General features: G+C 30.3%; 19 protein-coding genes, 1 tRNA gene and 1 rRNA gene. 4 read left to right on the plus strand and 17 right to left on the minus strand.

Annotation, left to right across the window (positions count from 1 at the left end; translation table 11 throughout):
* Positions 1-47: 47 nt before the first annotated feature.
* The 6 genes from JHL18_RS13190 to tsaD form a co-directional block, all read right to left on the minus strand.
* The gene (locus tag JHL18_RS13190) at positions 48-662 is read right to left on the minus strand and encodes a GNAT family N-acetyltransferase (RefSeq protein ID WP_200269883.1); all 615 of its coding nucleotides are present in this window, start codon (positions 660-662) and stop codon (positions 48-50) included.
* A 387-nt stretch (positions 663-1049) separates the two neighbouring features.
* Positions 1050-2138: a DUF871 domain-containing protein gene (locus JHL18_RS13195; protein WP_200269885.1), complete on the minus strand. Its 1089-nt coding sequence runs from the start codon at positions 2136-2138 to the stop codon at positions 1050-1052.
* A 13-nt stretch (positions 2139-2151) separates the two neighbouring features.
* The gene (locus tag JHL18_RS13200; protein WP_200269888.1) at positions 2152-3045 is read right to left on the minus strand and encodes an N-acetylglucosamine kinase; all 894 of its coding nucleotides are present in this window, start codon (positions 3043-3045) and stop codon (positions 2152-2154) included.
* Between the two features lie 456 nt (positions 3046-3501).
* Positions 3502-4863, minus strand: coding sequence for a S1C family serine protease (locus JHL18_RS13205; protein ID WP_200269890.1), 1362 nt, complete (start codon positions 4861-4863; stop codon positions 3502-3504).
* 309 nt (positions 4864-5172) lie between these two features.
* Positions 5173-6213: an alpha/beta fold hydrolase gene (locus JHL18_RS13210; RefSeq protein WP_200269892.1), complete on the minus strand. Its 1041-nt coding sequence runs from the start codon at positions 6211-6213 to the stop codon at positions 5173-5175.
* A gap of 16 nt (positions 6214-6229) precedes the next feature.
* On the minus strand, positions 6230-7249 hold the full coding sequence (gene tsaD, locus JHL18_RS13215; protein ID WP_200269894.1) for a tRNA (adenosine(37)-N6)-threonylcarbamoyltransferase complex transferase subunit TsaD: 1020 nt from the start codon (positions 7247-7249) through the stop codon (positions 6230-6232).
* 322 nt (positions 7250-7571) lie between these two features.
* Between tsaD and JHL18_RS13220 the strand changes: the two genes are divergently transcribed.
* Positions 7572-8195, plus strand: coding sequence for a RusA family crossover junction endodeoxyribonuclease (locus JHL18_RS13220; protein WP_200269896.1), 624 nt, complete (start codon positions 7572-7574; stop codon positions 8193-8195).
* A 1-nt stretch (position 8196) separates the two neighbouring features.
* Positions 8197-8766 carry a GDSL-type esterase/lipase family protein gene (locus JHL18_RS13225; RefSeq protein WP_200269898.1) on the plus strand — a complete coding sequence of 190 codons (570 nt, stop codon included), beginning with the start codon at positions 8197-8199 and terminating at the stop codon, positions 8764-8766.
* 279 nt (positions 8767-9045) lie between these two features.
* Here the strand turns inward: JHL18_RS13225 and JHL18_RS13230 are convergent, their stop codons facing one another.
* Entirely contained in the window at positions 9046-10035 is a 990-nt protein-coding gene (locus JHL18_RS13230) for an NAD(P)/FAD-dependent oxidoreductase (RefSeq protein WP_200269900.1), read from the minus strand.
* 161 nt (positions 10036-10196) lie between these two features.
* Between JHL18_RS13230 and JHL18_RS13235 the strand changes: the two genes are divergently transcribed.
* Positions 10197-10343 (plus strand): CPC_1213 family protein, encoded by a 147-nt coding sequence (locus JHL18_RS13235; RefSeq protein ID WP_200269902.1) that lies wholly within the window; start codon positions 10197-10199, stop codon positions 10341-10343.
* A gap of 54 nt (positions 10344-10397) precedes the next feature.
* Here JHL18_RS13235 and JHL18_RS13240 read toward each other — a convergent pair whose 3' ends face one another.
* From JHL18_RS13240 to JHL18_RS13255, 4 genes are read right to left on the minus strand one after another with little or no spacing between them, the layout of a single operon-like run.
* A complete protein-coding gene (locus JHL18_RS13240; protein WP_200269904.1) occupies positions 10398-11117 on the minus strand; it encodes a LytR/AlgR family response regulator transcription factor in 720 nt (239 codons plus the stop codon).
* A gap of 4 nt (positions 11118-11121) precedes the next feature.
* Complete coding sequence (locus JHL18_RS13245) at positions 11122-11493, minus strand: response regulator (protein ID WP_200269906.1); 372 nt, start codon at positions 11491-11493, stop codon at positions 11122-11124.
* The gene (locus tag JHL18_RS13250) at positions 11486-12274 is read right to left on the minus strand and encodes a histidine kinase (RefSeq protein ID WP_200269908.1); all 789 of its coding nucleotides are present in this window, start codon (positions 12272-12274) and stop codon (positions 11486-11488) included. The genes JHL18_RS13245 and JHL18_RS13250 overlap by 8 nt, the downstream gene beginning before the upstream one ends.
* Positions 12258-12614, minus strand: a complete 357-nt coding sequence (locus JHL18_RS13255; RefSeq protein ID WP_200269910.1) for a hypothetical protein — start codon at positions 12612-12614, stop codon at positions 12258-12260. The genes JHL18_RS13250 and JHL18_RS13255 overlap by 17 nt, the downstream gene beginning before the upstream one ends.
* A 459-nt stretch (positions 12615-13073) precedes the next feature.
* Here JHL18_RS13255 and JHL18_RS13260 point away from each other — a divergent pair, with 459 nt between their 5' ends.
* Positions 13074-14939: an LTA synthase family protein gene (locus JHL18_RS13260; protein ID WP_200269912.1), complete on the plus strand. Its 1866-nt coding sequence runs from the start codon at positions 13074-13076 to the stop codon at positions 14937-14939.
* A 36-nt stretch (positions 14940-14975) separates the two neighbouring features.
* On the opposite strand, the gene JHL18_RS13265 is transcribed toward JHL18_RS13260, so the two are convergent.
* From JHL18_RS13265 to JHL18_RS13290, 6 genes are all read right to left on the minus strand, one after another.
* On the minus strand, positions 14976-16487 hold the full coding sequence (locus JHL18_RS13265) for a hypothetical protein (protein WP_200269914.1): 1512 nt from the start codon (positions 16485-16487) through the stop codon (positions 14976-14978).
* Between the two features lie 10 nt (positions 16488-16497).
* Positions 16498-17886: a sensor histidine kinase gene (locus JHL18_RS13270; protein WP_200269916.1), complete on the minus strand. Its 1389-nt coding sequence runs from the start codon at positions 17884-17886 to the stop codon at positions 16498-16500.
* A 10-nt stretch (positions 17887-17896) separates the two neighbouring features.
* Entirely contained in the window at positions 17897-18583 is a 687-nt protein-coding gene (locus JHL18_RS13275; RefSeq protein WP_200269918.1) for a response regulator transcription factor, read from the minus strand.
* 427 nt (positions 18584-19010) lie between these two features.
* The gene (locus JHL18_RS13280) at positions 19011-19952 is read right to left on the minus strand and encodes a polysaccharide deacetylase family protein (protein WP_200269921.1); all 942 of its coding nucleotides are present in this window, start codon (positions 19950-19952) and stop codon (positions 19011-19013) included.
* 380 nt (positions 19953-20332) lie between these two features.
* A tRNA-Asn gene (locus JHL18_RS13285) sits at positions 20333-20407 on the minus strand.
* Between the two features lie 66 nt (positions 20408-20473).
* Positions 20474-20546, minus strand: a 23S ribosomal RNA gene (locus JHL18_RS13290); the annotation flags it as partial.

The raw sequence follows: 20546 nt of genomic DNA on the forward strand, positions 1-20546 counted from the left end.
TCTTATTTTTGCAACAGTATTTTTAAATTTTATATAAAATATTCTTTCTATTCTATTTTTTCTAAAATGATCTGCCAATTATCATTAATGAGCCCATAAGTATAGTTATCATTATATTCACCAGTTCGTCTATCAAAATCCTGCTTTTTTCTATGTCCTTCTCTTTCAAAACCTATCTTCTCACATAGCTTTATAGACGGAGTATTCTGTGCATTGACGTTGGCTTCTAACTTGTGTATACAAAGAAAATTAAAAGAGAAATCTACCATCCATTTTAAAATATACTGCATTATTCCTTTGTTTGTATAATCTTTATTTAGTACGTATCCTACTTCTGCTCTAGAATCTAACACACTTATATTGAAAAGTGCAATAAGGCCTATTACTTTGCCTAGCTTTTTATCTTCTATAGCCCAGTCTATTCTTTCTCTTTCCTCATACATATCATTAAGTTGTTCAATAAACTTTTTTGCGCTACTCTCATTTTTTATGAATAGCGCTCTATCGTATGTCATTATATCTTTATTCTCGTATATATCTATAATATCTCTAGTATCCATTTTACTAGGCTTTCTTAATTTATACTCTTCTGTTTCCAGCTCTATAAAATCGTTAAATACATTCTCTACATTATTTAATTTAAAACGTGCAAGTAAAGGCATAATTACCTCCATTAAGCCCTTTTTTTATATGTATGCACCATTTTGCATTTTTAGAACTATAAATCTATATTTTATCACACTTACCATGATATATTTTATAAATAACATATCCCCCACACGTGCAGCTTCTATAACTAAAAGAACTACTTTCCTAAAGTATAGCCTTAAAACTCTAATATGACTTAGAGTCTACAGCTATCTCACAGTAAAGTAGTTCTTCAATACTAACTAGTTTTAATTATATATATGAATGTACCGTTAAGTAATAAAGTTCATTTTTTAATTCCCTCACTAGAAACTGTGCGAGTTTTAAAAATAGATTTCGGGTCTAACTGGTACATCTTTAGTAATAATACACTTAAAATCCTTGTTCAAATTAAATATATATTACTTCTTTAATCTAAATCCAAAGGTTCTCCATGGTTCTAAGTAGTCAAGTAAGAATAACTCTTCTTCTACAATATGGCCTACCACATTAGTTTTGCCATAGTTCTTCATAGGTTTTAATGCAACTTGAAGTTCACCTGCATATCTAGAATAAAGGTCTGAATCTATTAGTATATCTCCTTTTTTCATGTCTGGAGTGTTGTATGGAGGGAAACCGTATCCTTTATACTTTACTCTACTTTGAGTACTTCTCACCATATATTCTGATACATCTCCACGATTAAAGTGATATTCTTCTAAAACTATCTTTTTCTCTATGTCAGATATATTTTCTTCAAGCTCAACATCAAATTCTAACATTTCCTTATTAACTTCACTTAAAGCTTTTAGTTCTTCTTCTGAAGCAAAGGCATTTGCTATTATAACATCATCTATAAGTCCAGTTGCAAACAAATGCTTAGCTTGTACTGTTATAGGAAGTGTTCTATGTTCTTCTAATGTGCAAAGTCCTTCTGATACTGGCCATGGACCATGATCTGCAGTTTCAGAGTTTACAAAGGCTGCTGTTTTAAGACCAAACTCTCTAAATTGTATTGAACATTTTAAGAAATGTTCATAAGATAAACCTGTATAAACATGTGGATAGAAATTATGACATCCATATAGATTTTCTAAATTAGGTTTATAAGATACTATATTATCTACATATTTAGTACCATTACTCATATTTAGTTCTATTTTAAGACCATATTTGTTGTAGGTCATTAAGGTTTCTTCCATACCGCTAAAGCCCATATCTAGTCTTATACCATCAAGTCCCATTTCTTTAAATATTCCTAAGTCATGTATTGTTGCGTTTAATCTTTTAAATACAGTTGGATCTAAATCTGCAATTACTTCCATATCATTATTCTTAGCAGCTGCTACAACTTGTTTAAATTCTCTTACTGTCTCATCTATCTCTTTATCTGTTGAGATAAGACATGTAAAAATTCTTTTATAACCGTATTTACCAGCTAAATTTATATATTCTATTATTTCTTCAGTACTTTGATGACCTGGATAAACTGATATGCCTAATCTTCTCATTTTATTTTCTCCTTTATTCAAATGATTTTCTATATATATAATAAGCACCTTTTGCAGGTGACATATCCTCATCTATAAAGCTTATAATGTTTAATCTTTGTTTTAAATATTCTTCGAAGGCACTTCTTAGTATTCTTGACTTTCTTATAGCTCCACCTACGAGCCCAATACTACAGTTATCAAAGTTAAGTTTTTTGTACACACATTCTGTAGTCTTTGCAAGGCTTATCCCTTCGGTTACTAATATATTTCTAGCTACTTCATTTCCTTTTTCAGCTTCCTCTGAAACCACGGCAGCAAGTGCAGCAATTTCATCTTTTGTTTTGGAGTATACAAATTCTACTATTTGTTCTGCTTCATTTATATTCAAATAATTTAAAATGCTTAAACTTAAATTACTGAATGGCAATTTATAATCTTTTTCATTAATCATGAGCTTAAGTGCTTCAATAGCAATTTTATAAGCACTTCCTTCATCACCTAACAGGTTTCCCCAGCCTCCAGCTCTTTCGCTTATTTTATTGTTTATCCCAAAGCATATTGAACCAGTACCAGCTATAGTTAGAATCCCATCTTCCCCTTTTAATAATGCTTTTAATGCTAATTCTCCATCATTCATAACCTCACATGGAACCTTGAAGCTAGTTTCTAAGGCATCCTCTACAAGTTTCGCATTATTACCAAATTCAGAACCTGCTAATCCTAAATATATATATACTAAATCTTCAGTGCCAAAAACATCTGTTATGTCTTTAATTGAAGCTTCAATGTTGTTTAAAGCTTGTACTCTATCGTTTAAAAGATTACCAAAACCTTTTACTGTTGACTTTATTATATTTCCTTGCATATCGAAGGCAATAGCTTCTGTTTTAGTGCCTCCTCCATCAACTCCAATAACATACTTCATAAACTCACTCCCCATTAACCAAAATAAACTTTATACGTTATAAGTTTTTAATATAATATTATTCTATAAATATATTTATCCATTAATATATACTCTTTGTCTTCCGATATTTTATTAATATAACCAGTAAGTATGAATTTTAAAAAACATTTTACGCTAATTTCTAATACTCACCTGTATAGATGTATGTACCAGATCGAATTAAAAAATATTCTGAAAAATCCTCTTACTTATATGATATATTTCTAAAATCACTTTAGCAATACTTTATCTGTAATTGTTGTCATGAATTATTTTCTTATTTTGAAAATAAAGCACTGACACTATTAAAAAAGGGGGATAATTTAATAGTATCAGTGCTTCTATTTAAATATATTAACTTAATCTATTGTCATAAATCTAATTCTTTGTTCTTATACTCTCAGATTACTGTATAAGTTCTTAAACCTCAAATAATTATTGAGTTTGTAATGTTAACTGTAGGTTTACTTCTTTTCCGTCTCTAACCACAGTAATACTAACCTTATCTCCAGCTTTGTGAGTATCTCTTAGCTTGTTAAGTTCATCAATTGTTTTAACTTGCTTTCCTTCAAACTTTGTTATAATGTCACCAGTTTGTATTCCTGCTTTTTGTGCAGAAGAGAAATCAGAAATACTAGTAACATAAACACCTACTGGAAGATTATAAGCCTTTGAATCATCCTCAGTCACATTTTTAACGCCTATTCCTATAACTATTTTAGGTTTAGAAAGTGAGTCCAAACTATCTTTAGCATGATTTATAGGAATTGCAAATCCTATACCTTCTACACCTGTCTCTGATGTCTTAGCTGTGTTTATTCCTATTACCTGTCCCTTAGAGTTAATCAATGGACCTCCGCTGTTACCTGGGTTTATTGCAGCATCAGTTTGAAGGTAAGTTGCTTTAGTTCCACTTATATCAATAGTTCTTGCAGTAGAACTTATAATTCCCTTTGTAACTGTTCCAACAAATTCTTTTCCTAGCGGGTTTCCTATTGCTATAACTTCTTCACCAGATTGAAGAGCATCTGAATCTCCAAGTTCAGCAATTGCAGGTACTTTAAAGTTGTCTGTAACCTTAACCACTGCTAAATCTTGATTTTGATCATAATTTAAAACTTTTGCATTTAGCTCTTTTCCATCGCTAAGCGTTACTTTAACTTGTGCAGCACCAGATACAACATGATAGTTAGTCAATATATATCCTTGTTCGTTGATTATGAAACCAGTACCAACACCTTCTTGTTGTTGCTGTTGTTGCTGTCCAAAGAAGTTTTGAGAGCTTACTACACTCTTAGTAGATACTGTTACAACTGCAGGAGATACTTTCTTTACTACATCTGTTACGCTCATAGCCGTAGTTGAACTTGAAAACTTAGGTGGATCATACGTTACATTTTTTATAGCAGTACTTCCGCTACCTGAAGCAGTTAAACCACCGTTCCCTTTTTCTAAGTAATAAAGCGTTCCTGCACCTACTCCACCACCTATCACTGCACAAACTAGTGCTCCTGCAACCAAAGCAGCTACTTTTCCTCTTCTTTTTTTCTTCTTTGGTTCATTGTCATTCATAGGCTGAGTATATTCTACTGTCTGCCAATTTGTAACAGGCTTATTGATTTGGTTTTGAGTATCATTGTTTACGAAAACAAAACTTTGCTCATTTGTATTATTATAGTTGTTATCAGATATATTATTTGAGCTATTTTCAAAGCTATTATAACTGTTAGTATTATTTAAATCGTCTGTAAACTTGTTTTTGTTTTCATTATTAAAATCATCATTAAAGTTATCCATCTATTATCCCTCCTGATGTAAATTTATCTCATCTCTATGTTTTTATAATAAGGCTTCTCTGTGACAATTTAATGACAACTAAAACTTTTTTATTATATTTAATATATAAGTTTTATTTAATTTGCTTCATCAATTAATCATATAAAATATTATTATTTCAATAATTTTTATGATTAAAACTTATTAGAACTTATATAGTATTATTAAAATTAAACAGTTATACAGGAGATGCTCTATGAGCGAGCTATTAGAATTAAAGCCTAGGATGAATAACTGCTTAATTTTTTAACCCAGTGCTTTAACAGCACCTTACTTATTCTTATTTTGATCTTGAAGCTTTTTTGTCTGCTTATATTTCTTTGCTACAGCCTTTATCTGATTAATTACTATTTCACTATCATTTTGGGAAGTTACTTTATCCTTATTATTAACAGTTTTTATATCAATCAACTCAGGCTTTGATAACTTTGATAATTCCTTTTGCATATTCACATCATTATTTTCATTGATTATTAATGAAAGAGGCTTATCTTGTATAAGACCCTGGTCCTGAGAATTACTTTTGCCCTTTACAAGATTATTAAGTTCATTTTCATAGGCACCATTATAGTTACGTCCCAGCATATGATATTCAAACTCCTCTTTATCATAACTATTTAGCCCGTCCAAAAAATTCTTATTATCTTTTAGTAAATCAAACTTTTTTAAAAGATCAGTTAATCCAACATACGAACCTACATGCAAAATCTTTTCTTTTGTAAGAAGACTACTATATTTTTTAATACTTTTTTCATCTGAAAGAGTCTTTTCATTAATTGGATCTATTAATACCATTCCAGCTACATTTTGAGGAAAAATCTTTGCAAAGTTAGTCATAACAAGACTTCCATATCCTTCTCCCACTAATATGTATGGACCACTTACACCAGCCCTCTTTAAAACCAATTTAAGATCCCTTGCTTGATCCTCTATGGTTTTTTTAGAACTTGAATCATTAAATCCATACCCTTCTCTATCATACATGAATATACTTCCATCAAATCCATCTTTTAACCCATTAATGACATTTCTCCACTGTGACATGCCAAGCCCTACATCTCCATCTAAAATAACAGTATATTCTCCACTGCCATAAACATCGTAACTAAACTTTTTGCCGTCTATTCTTACATATTTTCCTTTAGGCTTTATCTTAGAATCCATTATCTTTGTATCGATTGTTTTGTATATGAATCCAAAAAGCACCATGGCCAAAAGCAAATAAATGAATATCTTAAATACTTTAAATGGCTTTATAGGATCCTTTAAATTTATCTTATGAAAACTGTTTGAATAAGGAATAAAACTCATGTAAGGCCACCTCTGATTACCTTTCGCCAAGTTTAAGGTTTGGTTTTACATTTAGATCTAAAGCTGAAGTATTTCCTTTGACATAATCAAAATATGCTGCGCTCCCAATCATTGCAGCATTATCAGTACATAAAACTGGTGCGGGGAATAATACCTTAATTCCTTTTCTGCCAGCATTCTCAGTAAGCTCTCTTCTTAAGGCGCTGTTAGATGCAACCCCACCAGCAATTGCTATTTTATCAACATCTTTTCTTCTACAAGTCTCTATTACGTTTTCTGTTAAAACATCTATTACTGCTTGTTGGAAGGACGCTGCTACATCAGCCCTATTTACTTCTTGACCTGTCATATCCATCTTATTAAGATAATTAAGTACTGCGGATTTTACTCCACTGAAAGAAAAATCTAAGCTATTGTCGTGAAAATTTGCTCTCGGAAAGCTTATAGCCTTCGGATTACCTTCCTTTGCCAGCTTATCAATTTTAGGGCCTCCTGGATATCCAAGCCCAATTGCTCTTGCTACCTTATCATAAGCCTCTCCAGCTGCGTCATCTCTTGTTTGTCCTATAACTTCAAACTTACCAAAATCCTGAACATGAACAATAAAAGTATGACCTCCTGATACCACCAAGCATACAAAAGGTGGCTTTAAGTCCTTATGCTCTATAAAATTAGCACAAATATGACCTTCTATATGGTTTACCCCTATCAATGGCTTATTCAATGAGTATGCCAAGCCTTTTGCATATTGTACCCCTACGAGTAACGCTCCAACCAGTCCTGGTCCATAGGTAACCCCTATTGCATCTATATCATCAAGACTAACCTTTGCAACTTCTAAAGCTTCTTCTACAACTGAATTTATAGCTTCTATATGCTTTCTTGAAGCAACTTCTGGAACTACTCCACCAAACTTTGTATGTATATCAATTTGTGATGAAATTATATTAGAAAGAACTTCTCTACCATCTGCAACTACTGCTGCTGAAGTTTCATCACAACTACTTTCTATAGCTAAAATTAATGTTCTACTCATGTTTTTTACCTCTTTTATTAATAAATTCATTAAGTATTATACTTGATTGACAAATGATTATCAACGAATTACTAATGGAAAACTATTAATTAAGAATTTCTTCAGAAATTTTTAATTAATATGCTCAAAATAGCAAACTAACGTTCTTTTATTAGTTTGTAATAAGTTACTTTATAGCTTAAAATATATTATAGATAAACTACTTCAGTCCTTGGACTCCAAATAAAGATTTCGGCGCTTCTACGAATCTTTATTTGGATAGATTCTAATATGAAGTAGTTTATCTATATGTACACTTGATAACAAAAGGAGATTTAATTTAATGAATAGTTCGTACGCAAAAGTTATGGTACTAGGTTCACCAATAACAAAGTCAAACTTTAAACTTTTTAATGCCAATGGTAGAGCTATATTACCTTATAATAGTGGAAAGTACCATGATAGATATGCATTATATGAGGAAGAGATAGCTTATCAGGCCAGATCTCAAAATCCTAATATTGTTATCGAAGAAGCTGTAATAGCTGTTTTAAAAGTATATTATAAAAGCTTTAAACGCCATCCTGATACCAATAATATAACTAAAAGTATATTTGATGGAATTGAAAAAAGCGGTTTAATAATAAATGATGCTCAGATAAGACGTATAATAATTGAAGAATTTTATGATAAAGATAATCCTCGCTTTGAACTTGAGCTTTTTGGTGAAAGCGAATTTGATATGGAATATAAGATTGAGAAAAGAAAAGTGCCTGTAGAAAAGGTTAGCTACTCTCCTCCATCTAATAAAGCTAGAACACTAATTAATAATTCAAAGAAGAAAGAGGAAACATTCTCTGCAAATATCTGCTCAATATGTGGGAAAAAAATAAAGGGTAATGACTATATAACTGCTAATAAAGGAACAACTATAATATGCAAATCTTGTCTAGGGAGAGGATTCTAAAATGAAGATCGTATGTATTGGAGACAGCTTAACCTATGGTTATGGCGTACCACCTTCTAAGAAATGGGTTAGTCTTTTAAGAACTTCAACAAAGTGTGATGTAATTAATAAAGGTGTCAATGGTGATACCACTGTTGGTATACTAAGTCGTTTTTCTAGAGATTGTATAGACTTAAAACCAAATATTGCTGTCATAATGGCTGGTACTAATGATTTACTTACTGGAAGAAGTATAGATACTGTTGTAGATAATATTATTTATATGGTTAAAGAATGTTTAAATAACAATATTACTCCTGTTGTACTAATACCTCCCCTTACACTTCCAAGAGTTGCAGAAATAAGTTGGTACTCTTCCATAGATTATAATTATGTAAATGATATGCTATATGAAATGGAAGATTTATTAACTGATAATTTTAAGGATATATCAATAATTTGTATCAACAAACTGATTCCTCTATACGAAGAATACTACATAGATGGAATCCACCTTACTGCTCTTGGAAACGAGATGATTTTTAATAGATTATCATCAGATTTTGAAGGTCACCTTAATAAACTCTCTTAGTACATTAAGATACTAAAGGAAGTTAAATTGATATGTCTCCATAATGTAAACACGGATTTAATTGGTGTTTACATTATGGATGTACCACTTCGTAATAAAATCTATTATTTTTAAATTCTCTCACCAGAAGCCGTGAGAGTTTTAAAAATAAATTGCAGTTCGAAGTGGTACATCTATAATAAAGCTGCAAATCAATTTAACTTCCTTTAACAAAACTCATACTACCTTTTATACCTCGTGAGATTACATAAATTAAGCTTTTAAGTATTTATATAAAAATTAAAAAATGCTTTTGTAATATGTATTTAAATACTCCACTACTTGTCGGCCAACTTCATATCCTTCAATAGTTGTATTGTCTGCATAGCCATAAGAATGAATTAAGTTTCCACATGCAAATATGCCGCCTATAGAGGTTTCAAATTTCTCGTTTACCACTGGATGTTTTGCTTTTGACTCAATATTTATCATAGCTTTTTCTGCTAGTTCACTTTCAGGCATCCATCCTACTGATAAAAGCAAGCAATCACATTCAATTTTTTCTTTCTCATCATACATTATGTTACCTCTTTTATCGACTTTTGCTATAGTTACTGATTCAATTCTGTCACTACCATCAACATCAATAACTGCTCTAGATAACAATAGTGGAATATCGAATTCATCTACTATTCTTCTTACATTATCTCTTTTAGCAATCACATCCGATTTTTTTTCAACTAATGCCTTAATCTTAGCACCTTCCACTAGAAGTCTTCTTGCGATTACTAAAGTAATATCTGAAGAGCCTAGAATTACTACTTCTTTACCTGGTAAAAAACCATTTATATTGACGAATCTTTGCGCTGCTCCAATTGTATATATACCTGCAAATTTATGAGTAGGTATATTAATATTACCAGTAAACTTTTCTCTACTTCCAGTAGCTAAAATTATGCTCTTAGCTTTAATGTCAACAACACCTTCCTCAGGATTAACATAGCTAAGAACTTTATCCCTATTTAGATCAATCACTAGAGTATCGAGCTTATATTCAATTTTTAATTCATGAACTTTATCCTTTAAAAATTGAGCATACTCTGGTCCAGTAACTTCTTTACTTAATACCTTTTTTCCAAATCCATTATGTATACAGATATTTAAAGTACCGCCGAGTGTTGATTCTCTTTCTAAAATCAGTATATTCTTTACACCTTTTTCACTAGCAGAAATAGCTGCAGCTATACCTGCAGTGCCACCACCAACTACAACTAAGTCATATTGATCCATATATAAATTCACCTCTTCTGAGTGTAATAATCTATTTAAACATATTAATTTTATCATAACTCTTTTTTTATTTATAGATAATTGTGCACACATACTAAATAAAAAAATGAGTACACTATTACTTAGTAGCAATTAAAATCTGAGAGGAGAAGTGAGTATTTATGACTAAAGCATCTAAACAACATCAAAAAGATGAAACAAAACATAAAAAAGTACATGTAAGCCACAATCCTAGGAAAGAAAGTACCACATCAGTATTCGGTGAACCTAAAGCTAAGGATCTTGACCCTAGAGATTTCAAAATTTAAATAAATTTAAAGAGGGTATGTACCCTCTTTAAATGTAATATATTAATTTTGTCCCTAAATATTAAATACACCTCTAATTGCCTTATTATAATTTCTGCTTACAGGAATCTCTTCTTCTGTCCCATTAAGCTTTAATATAAAAGTTCCATTTATCCATGGAACTATATTTGTTATAGATTCCAGGTTAACTACGTAATTTCTATGGCACTTTATAAAATTAAATTGTTTAAGTCTAGTTTCCACCTGCGATAAGGTCTCTTCACTAGTATATATTTGGTTTTCTGTAACTATATAAACACTTCCTTCTTTTATATAGCAAAAAAGTATTTCCTCTATATTTATAAGTATAAGTGAATCTTTTTTCCATACAGGAAGCTTTTTTAGTGTCTTATGACTGTGATCTTTCTCAATTTCCTTGCGTCCTTTTAATCTATTTATAGCCAGGAGTATTCGATCCTCAGAAAAAGGTTTAAGTATATAATCTGATGCATCTAACTCAAAGGCCTTAATAGCATATTTATCATGAGCTGTAACAAAGACAACTTGTATATCATCCACGATTTTTTTAAACTCCTCTGCAGCTATAAATCCATTTATACCAGGCATTGATATATCTAGAAACACTGCATCAGGTTTTAAAGCACTTATGCTTTCTATTCCTTGTTTTACATCAGTATACTTTCCAACTATCTCAACATCTTCATCCTTAGACAATACAAATGCCAGTTCTTCAATAGCGATTTTTTCATCGTCTATTATTAATATTTTAAGCATTCTTCTATCCCCTTACATCCCTTAATGTATTTATCACGTTTATTAAATTATCTTCATCATACGGTTTAGCCATGTAATAATCTAAACACCAAGCATCTGCTTCAATATCCTCGTACATAACTCCAGTCAGCAGTATAGTCTTTATATGTTCGTAATTCCTATCAGTCCTTATTCTTTTACATATATCTATTCCATTAGATCCACTCAATTTATAATCTGTGATTAACAAATCGATAGTATTATTTTCTATTAACTCTATCGCTTCTTTCACATCATGAGCTTCAAACATAAAAACATCATCTATAAATTCCTCTATTATTTCTATAAGTAACTTCCTGCTATATCTCTCATCATCAACCACCAATATTTTAAACATAAGCTTCTCCCAAGTTCGATTTATCTATATAAATACTTATTTTAGCTTCTTCTGAGCTTATATCTATAGTTAGGTTCCCATCATATTTAATCATCAATTCCTCTTTAAAAAGTTTAATAAATTCATCATTAAAGTTTTCATAAACTATATCTGCCTCTTTAAATTTCTTGCAACTTACGACATAATTATTCGTATTATTACTTGAATAAATATTTAAACTTGAAATTGCCCCTCTTTGATTGATTGTATTAATCTTACAAGACAATTTTACTAATCTAAGCAAAAGCAACTTAGGTACATATTCTACATCATTAATATTAATTGCTAAGTCAAAGTCCTGCTCAAATCTTATCTTTTGAATATATATATAAGAATTTAATGTTTTTATCTCTTCCTCAATTTTTACAATATCTTTATCATTTTTTGATACGTCTCTTAGATAAGTACTGAGTTCCACAATTAATTTTCTTGCTAAGGTATCATCATTTCTTGTAAAATAAGAAATTATATTTAAAGTATTAAATATAGTATGAGATTCTTCCTCTAAAAGTTTTTGTTCTAAAACTTTTATTTTATAATTCTCATCTTTATATCTCGTAATCTTTAAGTTATTTATGTAATATAACATATTTAAAATTATAATAGCCATTACCCATAGAATTCTATAAGTTATAGCCATATATAAGCAAAACAAATTAGCTAGTACTAAAAGAGCTTCAAATGTTCTTTTTATACGCATACTCCAGTCTGCTTCAGTATTACCTTTAGTCTCTTTCTTCATAATGTCCCTCAACAAAGTTTTTTTCTCCATAGATTTCTTTAGCTTCTCCGTAGATCTTTACTTTTTTATTAAAAGCATTCTGCTTCAAGCTTTTTACTAAGAGTGAAGAGCTTTTTGCCAGCTCATCAATTCCCCTTTCCCCTTTTTTCGATGCTTCGCATATTTTATCACTAGCAGCTTCCCCTAGGCTAATACTTTTTGATCCTAGACTTTCAATCTGCTCATTTTCAATTTTATGACCTAATTTATATGCACATTTACCAACATTCCTAAAAATCATCTCTGTAGAAAGTCCACTTACTTCTCCTATGAACCTAACTATCTTTCCAGCAGTAAGCATTTTAATCTAGTACCTCTCTATCATAATATTTAATTAAATACGTGACCATAAAATTAGTATAATGATTATTAATATTATTTAACCACTTATATTATCGTACAATTATGGTATTTCATTAATATATAGAAAATTAAAAGTATATAACAAAATTCAATATATATCTCATTGTGTTATTTTCCAAATATTTAATTTATACATTTTTTTCAACTTTAATTTATTTTCTTTAAATTATATTATAATATAGCCTATTATCTAAGTAATATAATATAATTAATAAGTGATATCTTCAACAAATTTATGTCTACACTTGGATTTAATTTGTTTTTTGTGATTTTTTATACAATTTTCCACATAAAATCAATCTATAAAAAGTAAAGAATTTATCCAAAGCAATTGATTTATCTATTCACTTATAATATAATTTTTGAGTTAAGAATACTATTTTAATGAGGTGTTTTAATGAATATAGAAAAATTAAATATTTCATCCATAAAGAAATTATTTAATAGACTTACCAAAGACAAAATAATTAGGATAATTTTTTATATACTAATACTTTATTCTATATCTATAAAGGGAGCCTTTTTTCTAGGTTTTGCTGAAAATAAAGACCCTTACTCCTTCAACTTTTTCACAGGGTTTAACAAAGCACATCCTTTTTTCAAATATTACTTAACCTTTACAGCTACATTCCTTAGCTTTGGTTTTTTATTCAAAGGTGTTGGAAAATATGTGTACATGCTTGTAATAAATATATTTTTAACCTTACTTATGATTGTAGATTTGTTTTACTTTAGAGGATTTTTGACAGTTCCATCTATATTAGTTACTACTCAAACTGCTAATTTAGATAATATGTCAGGAACAATCTTCTCACTAGTAAGTAGATATGATGTAGTATTTTTAATTGACTTTATTATATTAGCTGTATATTTATTTTTTGCATCAAAATATTTTAAAAAAGTAAAAAGAAGTGTAAAATCCTTTGTCATAGTTTTTGCTATTTCAATCATTTATATAGGATATATTCCTTTTAATCTATATGTACTTCATAGAGAAGTAAGTGGCAGTTACATATTTAGTGGTTATGACCCAATGGATTCAGCTAGATATTTTTCACCTGTAGGATATCATGTTTTAGATATTTACAATGTATATAAAGATTCAAAACCATATACTCTAACTGCATCAGAAAATAAACAAATAGAAGACTATTTTAATAATAAAAAGGAAAATCTTCCTGATAACAAATATAAAAGTATTTTTGCAAATAAAAATCTTTTAGTAATTCAAGTTGAATCCTTAGAAGATTTTGTTATTAACCAGAAGGTTGATGGTCAGGAGATTACCCCTAGTTTAAATAAGCTTATGAATAACTCAATATATTTTCCTAACACCTTTGAACAGGTTAATGAAGGGACAAGCTCAGATTCAGACTTAATGGTAAATACCTCTATGTTACCATTAAGAAGTGGAAGTACATTTTTTAAGTATCCTAATACTACTTACCATTCATTACCTAAGTTACTTGAAGAAATGGGATACGATACAGCAGCAATTCATGCTGATAAAGGTTCTTTTTGGAATTATGCTGCTGGTCTTAAGGGAATAGGTTTCAAGAAATTCTTTGACTATTATTCATATGAAGATGATGAACAGATAGGCTTAGGGTTAAGTGACGGAACATATTTAAGACAAGTTGTTCCTAAAATAAAAAGTTTAAAACAACCTTTTTACTCTTTTGTTGTAACTTTAACAAGTCATGGACCTTTTGACCTTCCTGACAAATATAAGGAACTTAATATCAAAGGTGAACTCAAAGATAACATTATGGGTAGTTATTTCCAAAGTGTTCATTACACAGATAAGCATATAGGCATCTTCCTAAATAATTTAGACAAAGAAGGTTTACTTGATAATACAGTAGTTGTAATCGTCGGAGATCATACTGGAGTTCATAAATATTACGATGATAAGGTTAATACATTAAAAAATCCTGAGCCTTGGTATTTGGATAATGGTAATCATACTGTTCCATTCATCATTTATCAGAAGAACTTTAAAGAACCTGTAAAATTCGATACTTATGGTGGTCAAATAGATATAATGCCTACTCTAGCCTATGTATTAGGTATTGATGAGAAAAAGTATATAAATTCAGCTTTAGGTAGAAACTTACTAAATACAGATAAGAGTTTTTCAATACTGACAAATAAAACATTTAAAAGCACAGGTAACACCACCGACAAAGACAAGGAACAAGCTACAAAGTCTTTAGAAATTTCAGATAAAATGATAAAAAGTAATTACTTTAAAAATAAATAAACTGAACTTGTTATAAAAAAACCATAATGCATAGCATTATGGTTTTTTATCACTATCTTTTATTAAATTTACTTGTCTATCCCACTTATCAACACTTTGAGCTGTTACAACCCATTCACACATAATGACGCTTTCATTGTTCTTAAGGTTTATAGTTCCTATGATATTATTAACTATACTTCCGTTTTTTATCTGATATATATCTATCTTATCCTTAGTTAGAATAAATACCAGCCTGCCGTTATAAGCTGTATAGGCATCCACCGCTGCTGGTACTTCTTCTTTTATTGAATTCCATGAAACAAAGAGTTTATCGTGATTTACAAGTTTTTTAGTTGGTGGATAATTTATATTAAAAGAGATACCATTAAAATTATCTTGGTCTTTTGCGCTGATTTTACCTTGAAGCCCCCAATGTCCATTTTTTCTTATCATTGTATAGTTTTCATAATTAGGAGTTCCTACATTCAGCTTTCCTTTTGCTTCTTTTGATAATTTAGATACCTGGTCCTCCCATGCAAGAGAAAAAGATTTCTTTGCTTCTTCACCAAGCAAAGTATTAATATCTACTCCCTTTAGAGTTTTAGTATTATCTACAGGCAGTATTTGCTCAGCAAAATAGTTACCTTTAAAATTAGTCCCCTTATAGTACTGCGTCGCAATATAATCATTACCTACAAAAGATATATCTCTATATAAATCACTTCCTAGAGATATAGGTCTAACTTTACTCACCTGCTCTTTCTCATTAATTTGAGCCACTTCAAATTCCTCATCTATATACCCTTTATTTTCTGTATGTTTAACTTTTATAGACCAAAACCCTTTCATACGAGGCACTAGCAAGTCCTTAATCTCCTTAGGCTCGCTAAGCTTATCATCTTTAAAAGATACCCATAAAGTTCTATATTCTGCTGGACCATACTGTCCAGTACTTAACTTTTCCCTTGACGATTTTAATCCTATAAGAACTCCTATGGGATCATTATAATTTTCATTCAGATTTGCCATTGAGTCTTCTGATCGTACATTAACTCCTACATCCCATTGACGTAAAGTACTATCATCAGTTTTGGTTAAGTTATATAAAACCCCCTTATATATTAATAACCCATTATTATTATCAAGCTTTATAAAATCACAAAATACATTATTATCATCTGATACTGACGTAATTTCTACATCTTTATTATCTGAGAATATATTTTCCGTCCAATTATACTCATTGACTAAAAAATCCCTGCGATTAACTACCTTCAATTTATATCTAGGATTCCCAAGATAATTATGTCCAATTGCTGCTAATTCTGAATTAAAGGATATACGCTTAGTCAATAGGTCTTCTGCTTCATTTTTATCGCTTATAGCCTCACCCATAATCCTATAATTAGTCGCTTTCCAACTTCCATTTATATCCAACTTACTTACTGTAGGCGCTACTATTATCTCTCCTTGCTCCTTGGTTCCCGAGTTTTCAGATATATTTGTGCAACCTATTAAACCCATTGTTAATAATAAAATTATTAAAATCTTAATTTTATTTCTCATACACACCCCATTAAGCTTCAAAAGGAATGGTAACCATTACCTCTGTTCCTTTATTTTCTTCACTTTCTATTTGAAAAGTTCCTGAATGCATACTTATTATCTCATCACAAATAGATAAACCTATCCCATTTTGAGATTTAGAATTCTTACCTTTAAAGAATTTTTCTTTAACTCTAGGAAGATCTTCCTTGCTTATGCCACAGCCGTCATCTTTAACTAAAAATTTCAGTGAATTATCTTCTTTATATACTCTTAACAATACTTGACCATGGGAAGCTGTAAATTTGAAAGCATTATCCAACAAATTAATAAGAACCTGTTTTAGCCTGCCTGAATCAGCATTGATTGATGGCAAACCTTGCTCACAATCAACGATAAAGTTTATACCTTCTCTCTCAGCTCTTGGCCTTAGATATACATTAACATAGTCAACAAGCTGACCTATATCAACACTTTCTATGTTTAAGTCTACTTTTCCAGACACAAATCTTGAAAAGTCTAGCAGTTCTTCTACCATAGCCGCTAGTCTATCTGATTCCTTTTCGATTATTTTGAACCCAGTATCAAGCATAGCTCTATCAGTTTCTTCATTATTAAGTACTATTGCCCAGCCTTTAATAGCCGTTAAAGGTGTCCTAAGTTCATGTGATACAGAAGATATGAAATCATTCTTTAGCTCATCCCTTTTTTTTAGCTCTTCGGCCATATAATCTAAGGTATTTGCTAGGCTACCTATTTCATCTAATCTTTTGCTATCACTTCTAACCATTAAATCACCTATAGCCATTTTCTCAGCCACTTTAGTAACTTCCTTTATTGGATTGACTATACTATTAGCCAACACGTAACTTACAATTACACCTATAATAAAGACCATTACCCCAATAGATATAAAAATTATAGAAATACCTCTTATAGATTTATTCACTTCCTTAAGTGAAGTTAAAAACCGCAGAACACCAACTACTTTTTCCCCCGAGGTTAAAGGATATGAAACTGCCATTACTTCATTTTTGTCATAAAAAACCTTACCTATCCATCTACCTTGTTGACCTGCCTTAGTAGCTTTTCTTACATCTGCAGTATCAATTACATCTCCTTCTTTAACTCCTAAGGAGTCCATTAGTAACTTTCCTTTATCGTCGAGTATTTGAACTTGAGCATTAGTTTGTTTCCAAAAAACATCTACATTATCATAAATATTTTCAACTAATGATGAAGAAGAAAAATACTTATTGTAAAAGTCAGCAGAAGTCTTTACTTGATTTGATAACAAAGCTTCAGTATTATCATAGTAATACTTTCTTAGAAAGAATATGAATAGTACTTCTAAAAGAGTTACAGTAACGAAAACTGCTACAAGAAAGTTTATAGTAATTTTGGTCTTAATACTAGTCATATTTCATCTCCTATTTCTTCCACCTGTATCCAGTTCCCCATACTGTTTCTATATATCTTGGGGTAGATGCCGAATCTTCTATCTTTGATCTAAGTCTTCTTATATTTACATCAACTATTTTAGGATCACCGAAAAAGTTCACACCCCATACTAAATTTAAAAGTTCATCTCTACTAAATGCCTTACCTGGGTTTTCAAGGAATATCTTCATAAGTAAAAATTCCTTAGGGGTAACATCGATTTCTATCTGTTTTTTAGAAAGTTTTTGCGAGTATAGATTCATTTCAAAAGGTTCTAAAATCAATTTATCTCCATCACTCTTGTCTACTTTTTCATCCATTCTTCTTAGTAGTGCTCTAACTCTTAATGTTACTTCCATAGGATTGAATGGCTTAACTACATAATCATCAGCGCCAAATTCTAGTCCCATAATTCTATCCATGTCTTGCCCTTTTGCAGTGAGCATAATTATTCCCATATTAGGGTATTCTTTTCTAAGTCTCTCACATACCTTAAACCCATCAATTCCTGGAAGCATAACATCTAATATGGCTACATCAGGCTTCTCTAAAAGTGCCAATCTTATTCCTTCTTCACCGTTATTAGCTTCTATTACCTTATAATCATTTCTTTCAAAGTTTATCTTAAGAAAACCTCTTATGCTATCTTCGTCCTCAACCAATAATATTTTTGACATACCTACACCATCCTATATAAATAATAAGTGACTATAAATAAACATATATGCAATTAAATTCAAACAAAATCATTTAATTCTAATAACTGCTCATATAGCATCTCCTGCATAACCACTTAATTCAAAAAAGCATAATCTAAATACAATATATGTTAGTGTGATTATAACATATAGATGTCCATCTCGTACTAGAATTTATATCTTAAAATTTAATCATCAAGATCTATGAGCTTTAAAAATAAATCTCAAATTGAAGCAGTACATCTTAAAGGGTTCCCATCTCTCATCTTAATTTGTACGTTCCTGAAAATTATCAGAGCTTTTAATATAGATTGAGTATGAATTAAGTTTTGGTATATGAACCCTATATATAAAACTAGAAAAGTAGAGATGCACAATACTGCGCTCCCTACTTATAGCTTGTACATTATTTTAATGTTCTAAACTCATATCCTTTATTTTTTAAATCTGCTATTATCTCAGGGAGAACCTCAGCAGTATTTTCTTTTCCATATGTATCGTGCATTAGTAGCACTAATTTTTGCTGATTCTTAAAGGTTTCTCTATATCTATTAAGCAGTTGTTCTTTAGATTTAGGCTTTCCTTCAGCATCTCCAATTAGTCCATTCCAATCTATGTATTTATATCCTATATCATCGAAACGTTTGTTAGTTTCATCAACGCCTTTCCATGACATATGACCTCCTGGAAATCTTACTATTCTACTTCTAAAACCTTCTCCTAGTACTTTTCTCATTGCACTATTATTTTCATCTAATTCAGCCATAAACTTGTCTGGATCAACCTTACCTCCAGGATATAGATTATTATATATATGTGTATATGTATGATTACCTATGGAATTTCCGTCTTTATATGTATCTAAAAGAATTTGCTTTGCTCTAGGACTTTTTTCTAGTTCTTTTCCTACTATAAAAAATGTAGCTTTTATATCATTTTTTTTCAATATTTCCAAAACCTTAGGAGTTACTGTTGTTGAAGGTCCATCATCAAAAGTTAAAAAAGCAATTTTTTTACCATCATCTATTTTTATGTTTTTTGATAAAAAATCTTGTATAGGACCTGCATCATAAGAAGTTTTATCTACTGTCAATTCCTTATTTATAAACTCTGTGAGCGATAAATTTGACTGTGCTGAATTACCTACTGTTTCTTGTTTTACATTACTTTCAACTACAGATGCTTGTACAACTTCTCGCTTTACTATATTATGTCTATAATAAGCTGTAACAAATATTGAGGAAACAACTATTGTCCCTGCAAATAATATAATTCCATTAATCCGTTTCCTTATCTTCATTCGTTTCTTCCTCTTTCTTTTCATCCTTAGTTCACTACCTTCAACCAAAACCATCATCTCCTACAATTTCATCATACAAATATAATGGATTTAAAATAACAACAAATCTGCTCTCCATAGTTAAATAATAAACTATATTATCGAGCGATAAATTACATTTTTATAAAAATAAATTACAATCCTGTAACATGTTGTCTTTATATAACAAAATAATTTTATTTTTACATATTTCTACAATACTTTAACTTTATTTTTCCATTTTATATACTAGTTTTACATTATTATGGTTTATATAAATTAATTATACATCAGTTTTGTTAATAAAAAAACATAATAAAACTTTTTTAGCATTACAATTTATGGAACTATATGATTTTTTACACAACAAAAAAACATCAGCTAATTATAACTGATGTATCAATTTCAAATGGCTCCGCGAAGAGGGCTCGAACCTCCAACCTATCGGTTAACAGCCGAGTGCTCCACCATTGAGCTATCGCGGAACATTATTTAATCAGAAAGATTATTCTTTCAAAATTGCACTTAAGTTTACTTTGTAATAATTTGTTTTGGTCAAGCCCTCGACCTATTAGTATCGGTCAGCTGAACATGTTACCATGCTTACACCTCCGACCTATCAAC

The organism is Clostridium yunnanense (assembly GCF_016595795.1).
Lineage (GTDB): Bacteria > Bacillota > Clostridia > Clostridiales > Clostridiaceae > Clostridium_AR > Clostridium_AR yunnanense.

Coding starts and splice junctions, on each gene's coding strand:
- JHL18_RS13190 (WP_200269883.1), bottom strand. CDS start 662: ATGCCTTTACTTGCACGTTTTAAATTAAATAATGTAGAGAATGTATTT.
- JHL18_RS13195 (WP_200269885.1), bottom strand. CDS start 2,138: ATGAGAAGATTAGGCATATCAGTTTATCCAGGTCATCAAAGTACTGAA.
- JHL18_RS13200 (WP_200269888.1), bottom strand. CDS start 3,045: ATGAAGTATGTTATTGGAGTTGATGGAGGAGGCACTAAAACAGAAGCT.
- JHL18_RS13205 (WP_200269890.1), bottom strand. CDS start 4,863: ATGGATAACTTTAATGATGATTTTAATAATGAAAACAAAAACAAGTTT.
- JHL18_RS13210 (WP_200269892.1), bottom strand. CDS start 6,213: ATGAGTTTTATTCCTTATTCAAACAGTTTTCATAAGATAAATTTAAAG.
- tsaD (WP_200269894.1), bottom strand. CDS start 7,249: ATGAGTAGAACATTAATTTTAGCTATAGAAAGTAGTTGTGATGAAACT.
- JHL18_RS13220 (WP_200269896.1), top strand. CDS start 7,572: ATGAATAGTTCGTACGCAAAAGTTATGGTACTAGGTTCACCAATAACA.
- JHL18_RS13225 (WP_200269898.1), top strand. CDS start 8,197: ATGAAGATCGTATGTATTGGAGACAGCTTAACCTATGGTTATGGCGTA.
- JHL18_RS13230 (WP_200269900.1), bottom strand. CDS start 10,035: ATGGATCAATATGACTTAGTTGTAGTTGGTGGTGGCACTGCAGGTATA.
- JHL18_RS13235 (WP_200269902.1), top strand. CDS start 10,197: ATGACTAAAGCATCTAAACAACATCAAAAAGATGAAACAAAACATAAA.
- JHL18_RS13240 (WP_200269904.1), bottom strand. CDS start 11,117: ATGCTTAAAATATTAATAATAGACGATGAAAAAATCGCTATTGAAGAA.
- JHL18_RS13245 (WP_200269906.1), bottom strand. CDS start 11,493: ATGTTTAAAATATTGGTGGTTGATGATGAGAGATATAGCAGGAAGTTA.
- JHL18_RS13250 (WP_200269908.1), bottom strand. CDS start 12,274: ATGAAGAAAGAGACTAAAGGTAATACTGAAGCAGACTGGAGTATGCGT.
- JHL18_RS13255 (WP_200269910.1), bottom strand. CDS start 12,614: ATGCTTACTGCTGGAAAGATAGTTAGGTTCATAGGAGAAGTAAGTGGA.
- JHL18_RS13260 (WP_200269912.1), top strand. CDS start 13,074: ATGAATATAGAAAAATTAAATATTTCATCCATAAAGAAATTATTTAAT.
- JHL18_RS13265 (WP_200269914.1), bottom strand. CDS start 16,487: ATGAGAAATAAAATTAAGATTTTAATAATTTTATTATTAACAATGGGT.
- JHL18_RS13270 (WP_200269916.1), bottom strand. CDS start 17,886: ATGACTAGTATTAAGACCAAAATTACTATAAACTTTCTTGTAGCAGTT.
- JHL18_RS13275 (WP_200269918.1), bottom strand. CDS start 18,583: ATGTCAAAAATATTATTGGTTGAGGACGAAGATAGCATAAGAGGTTTT.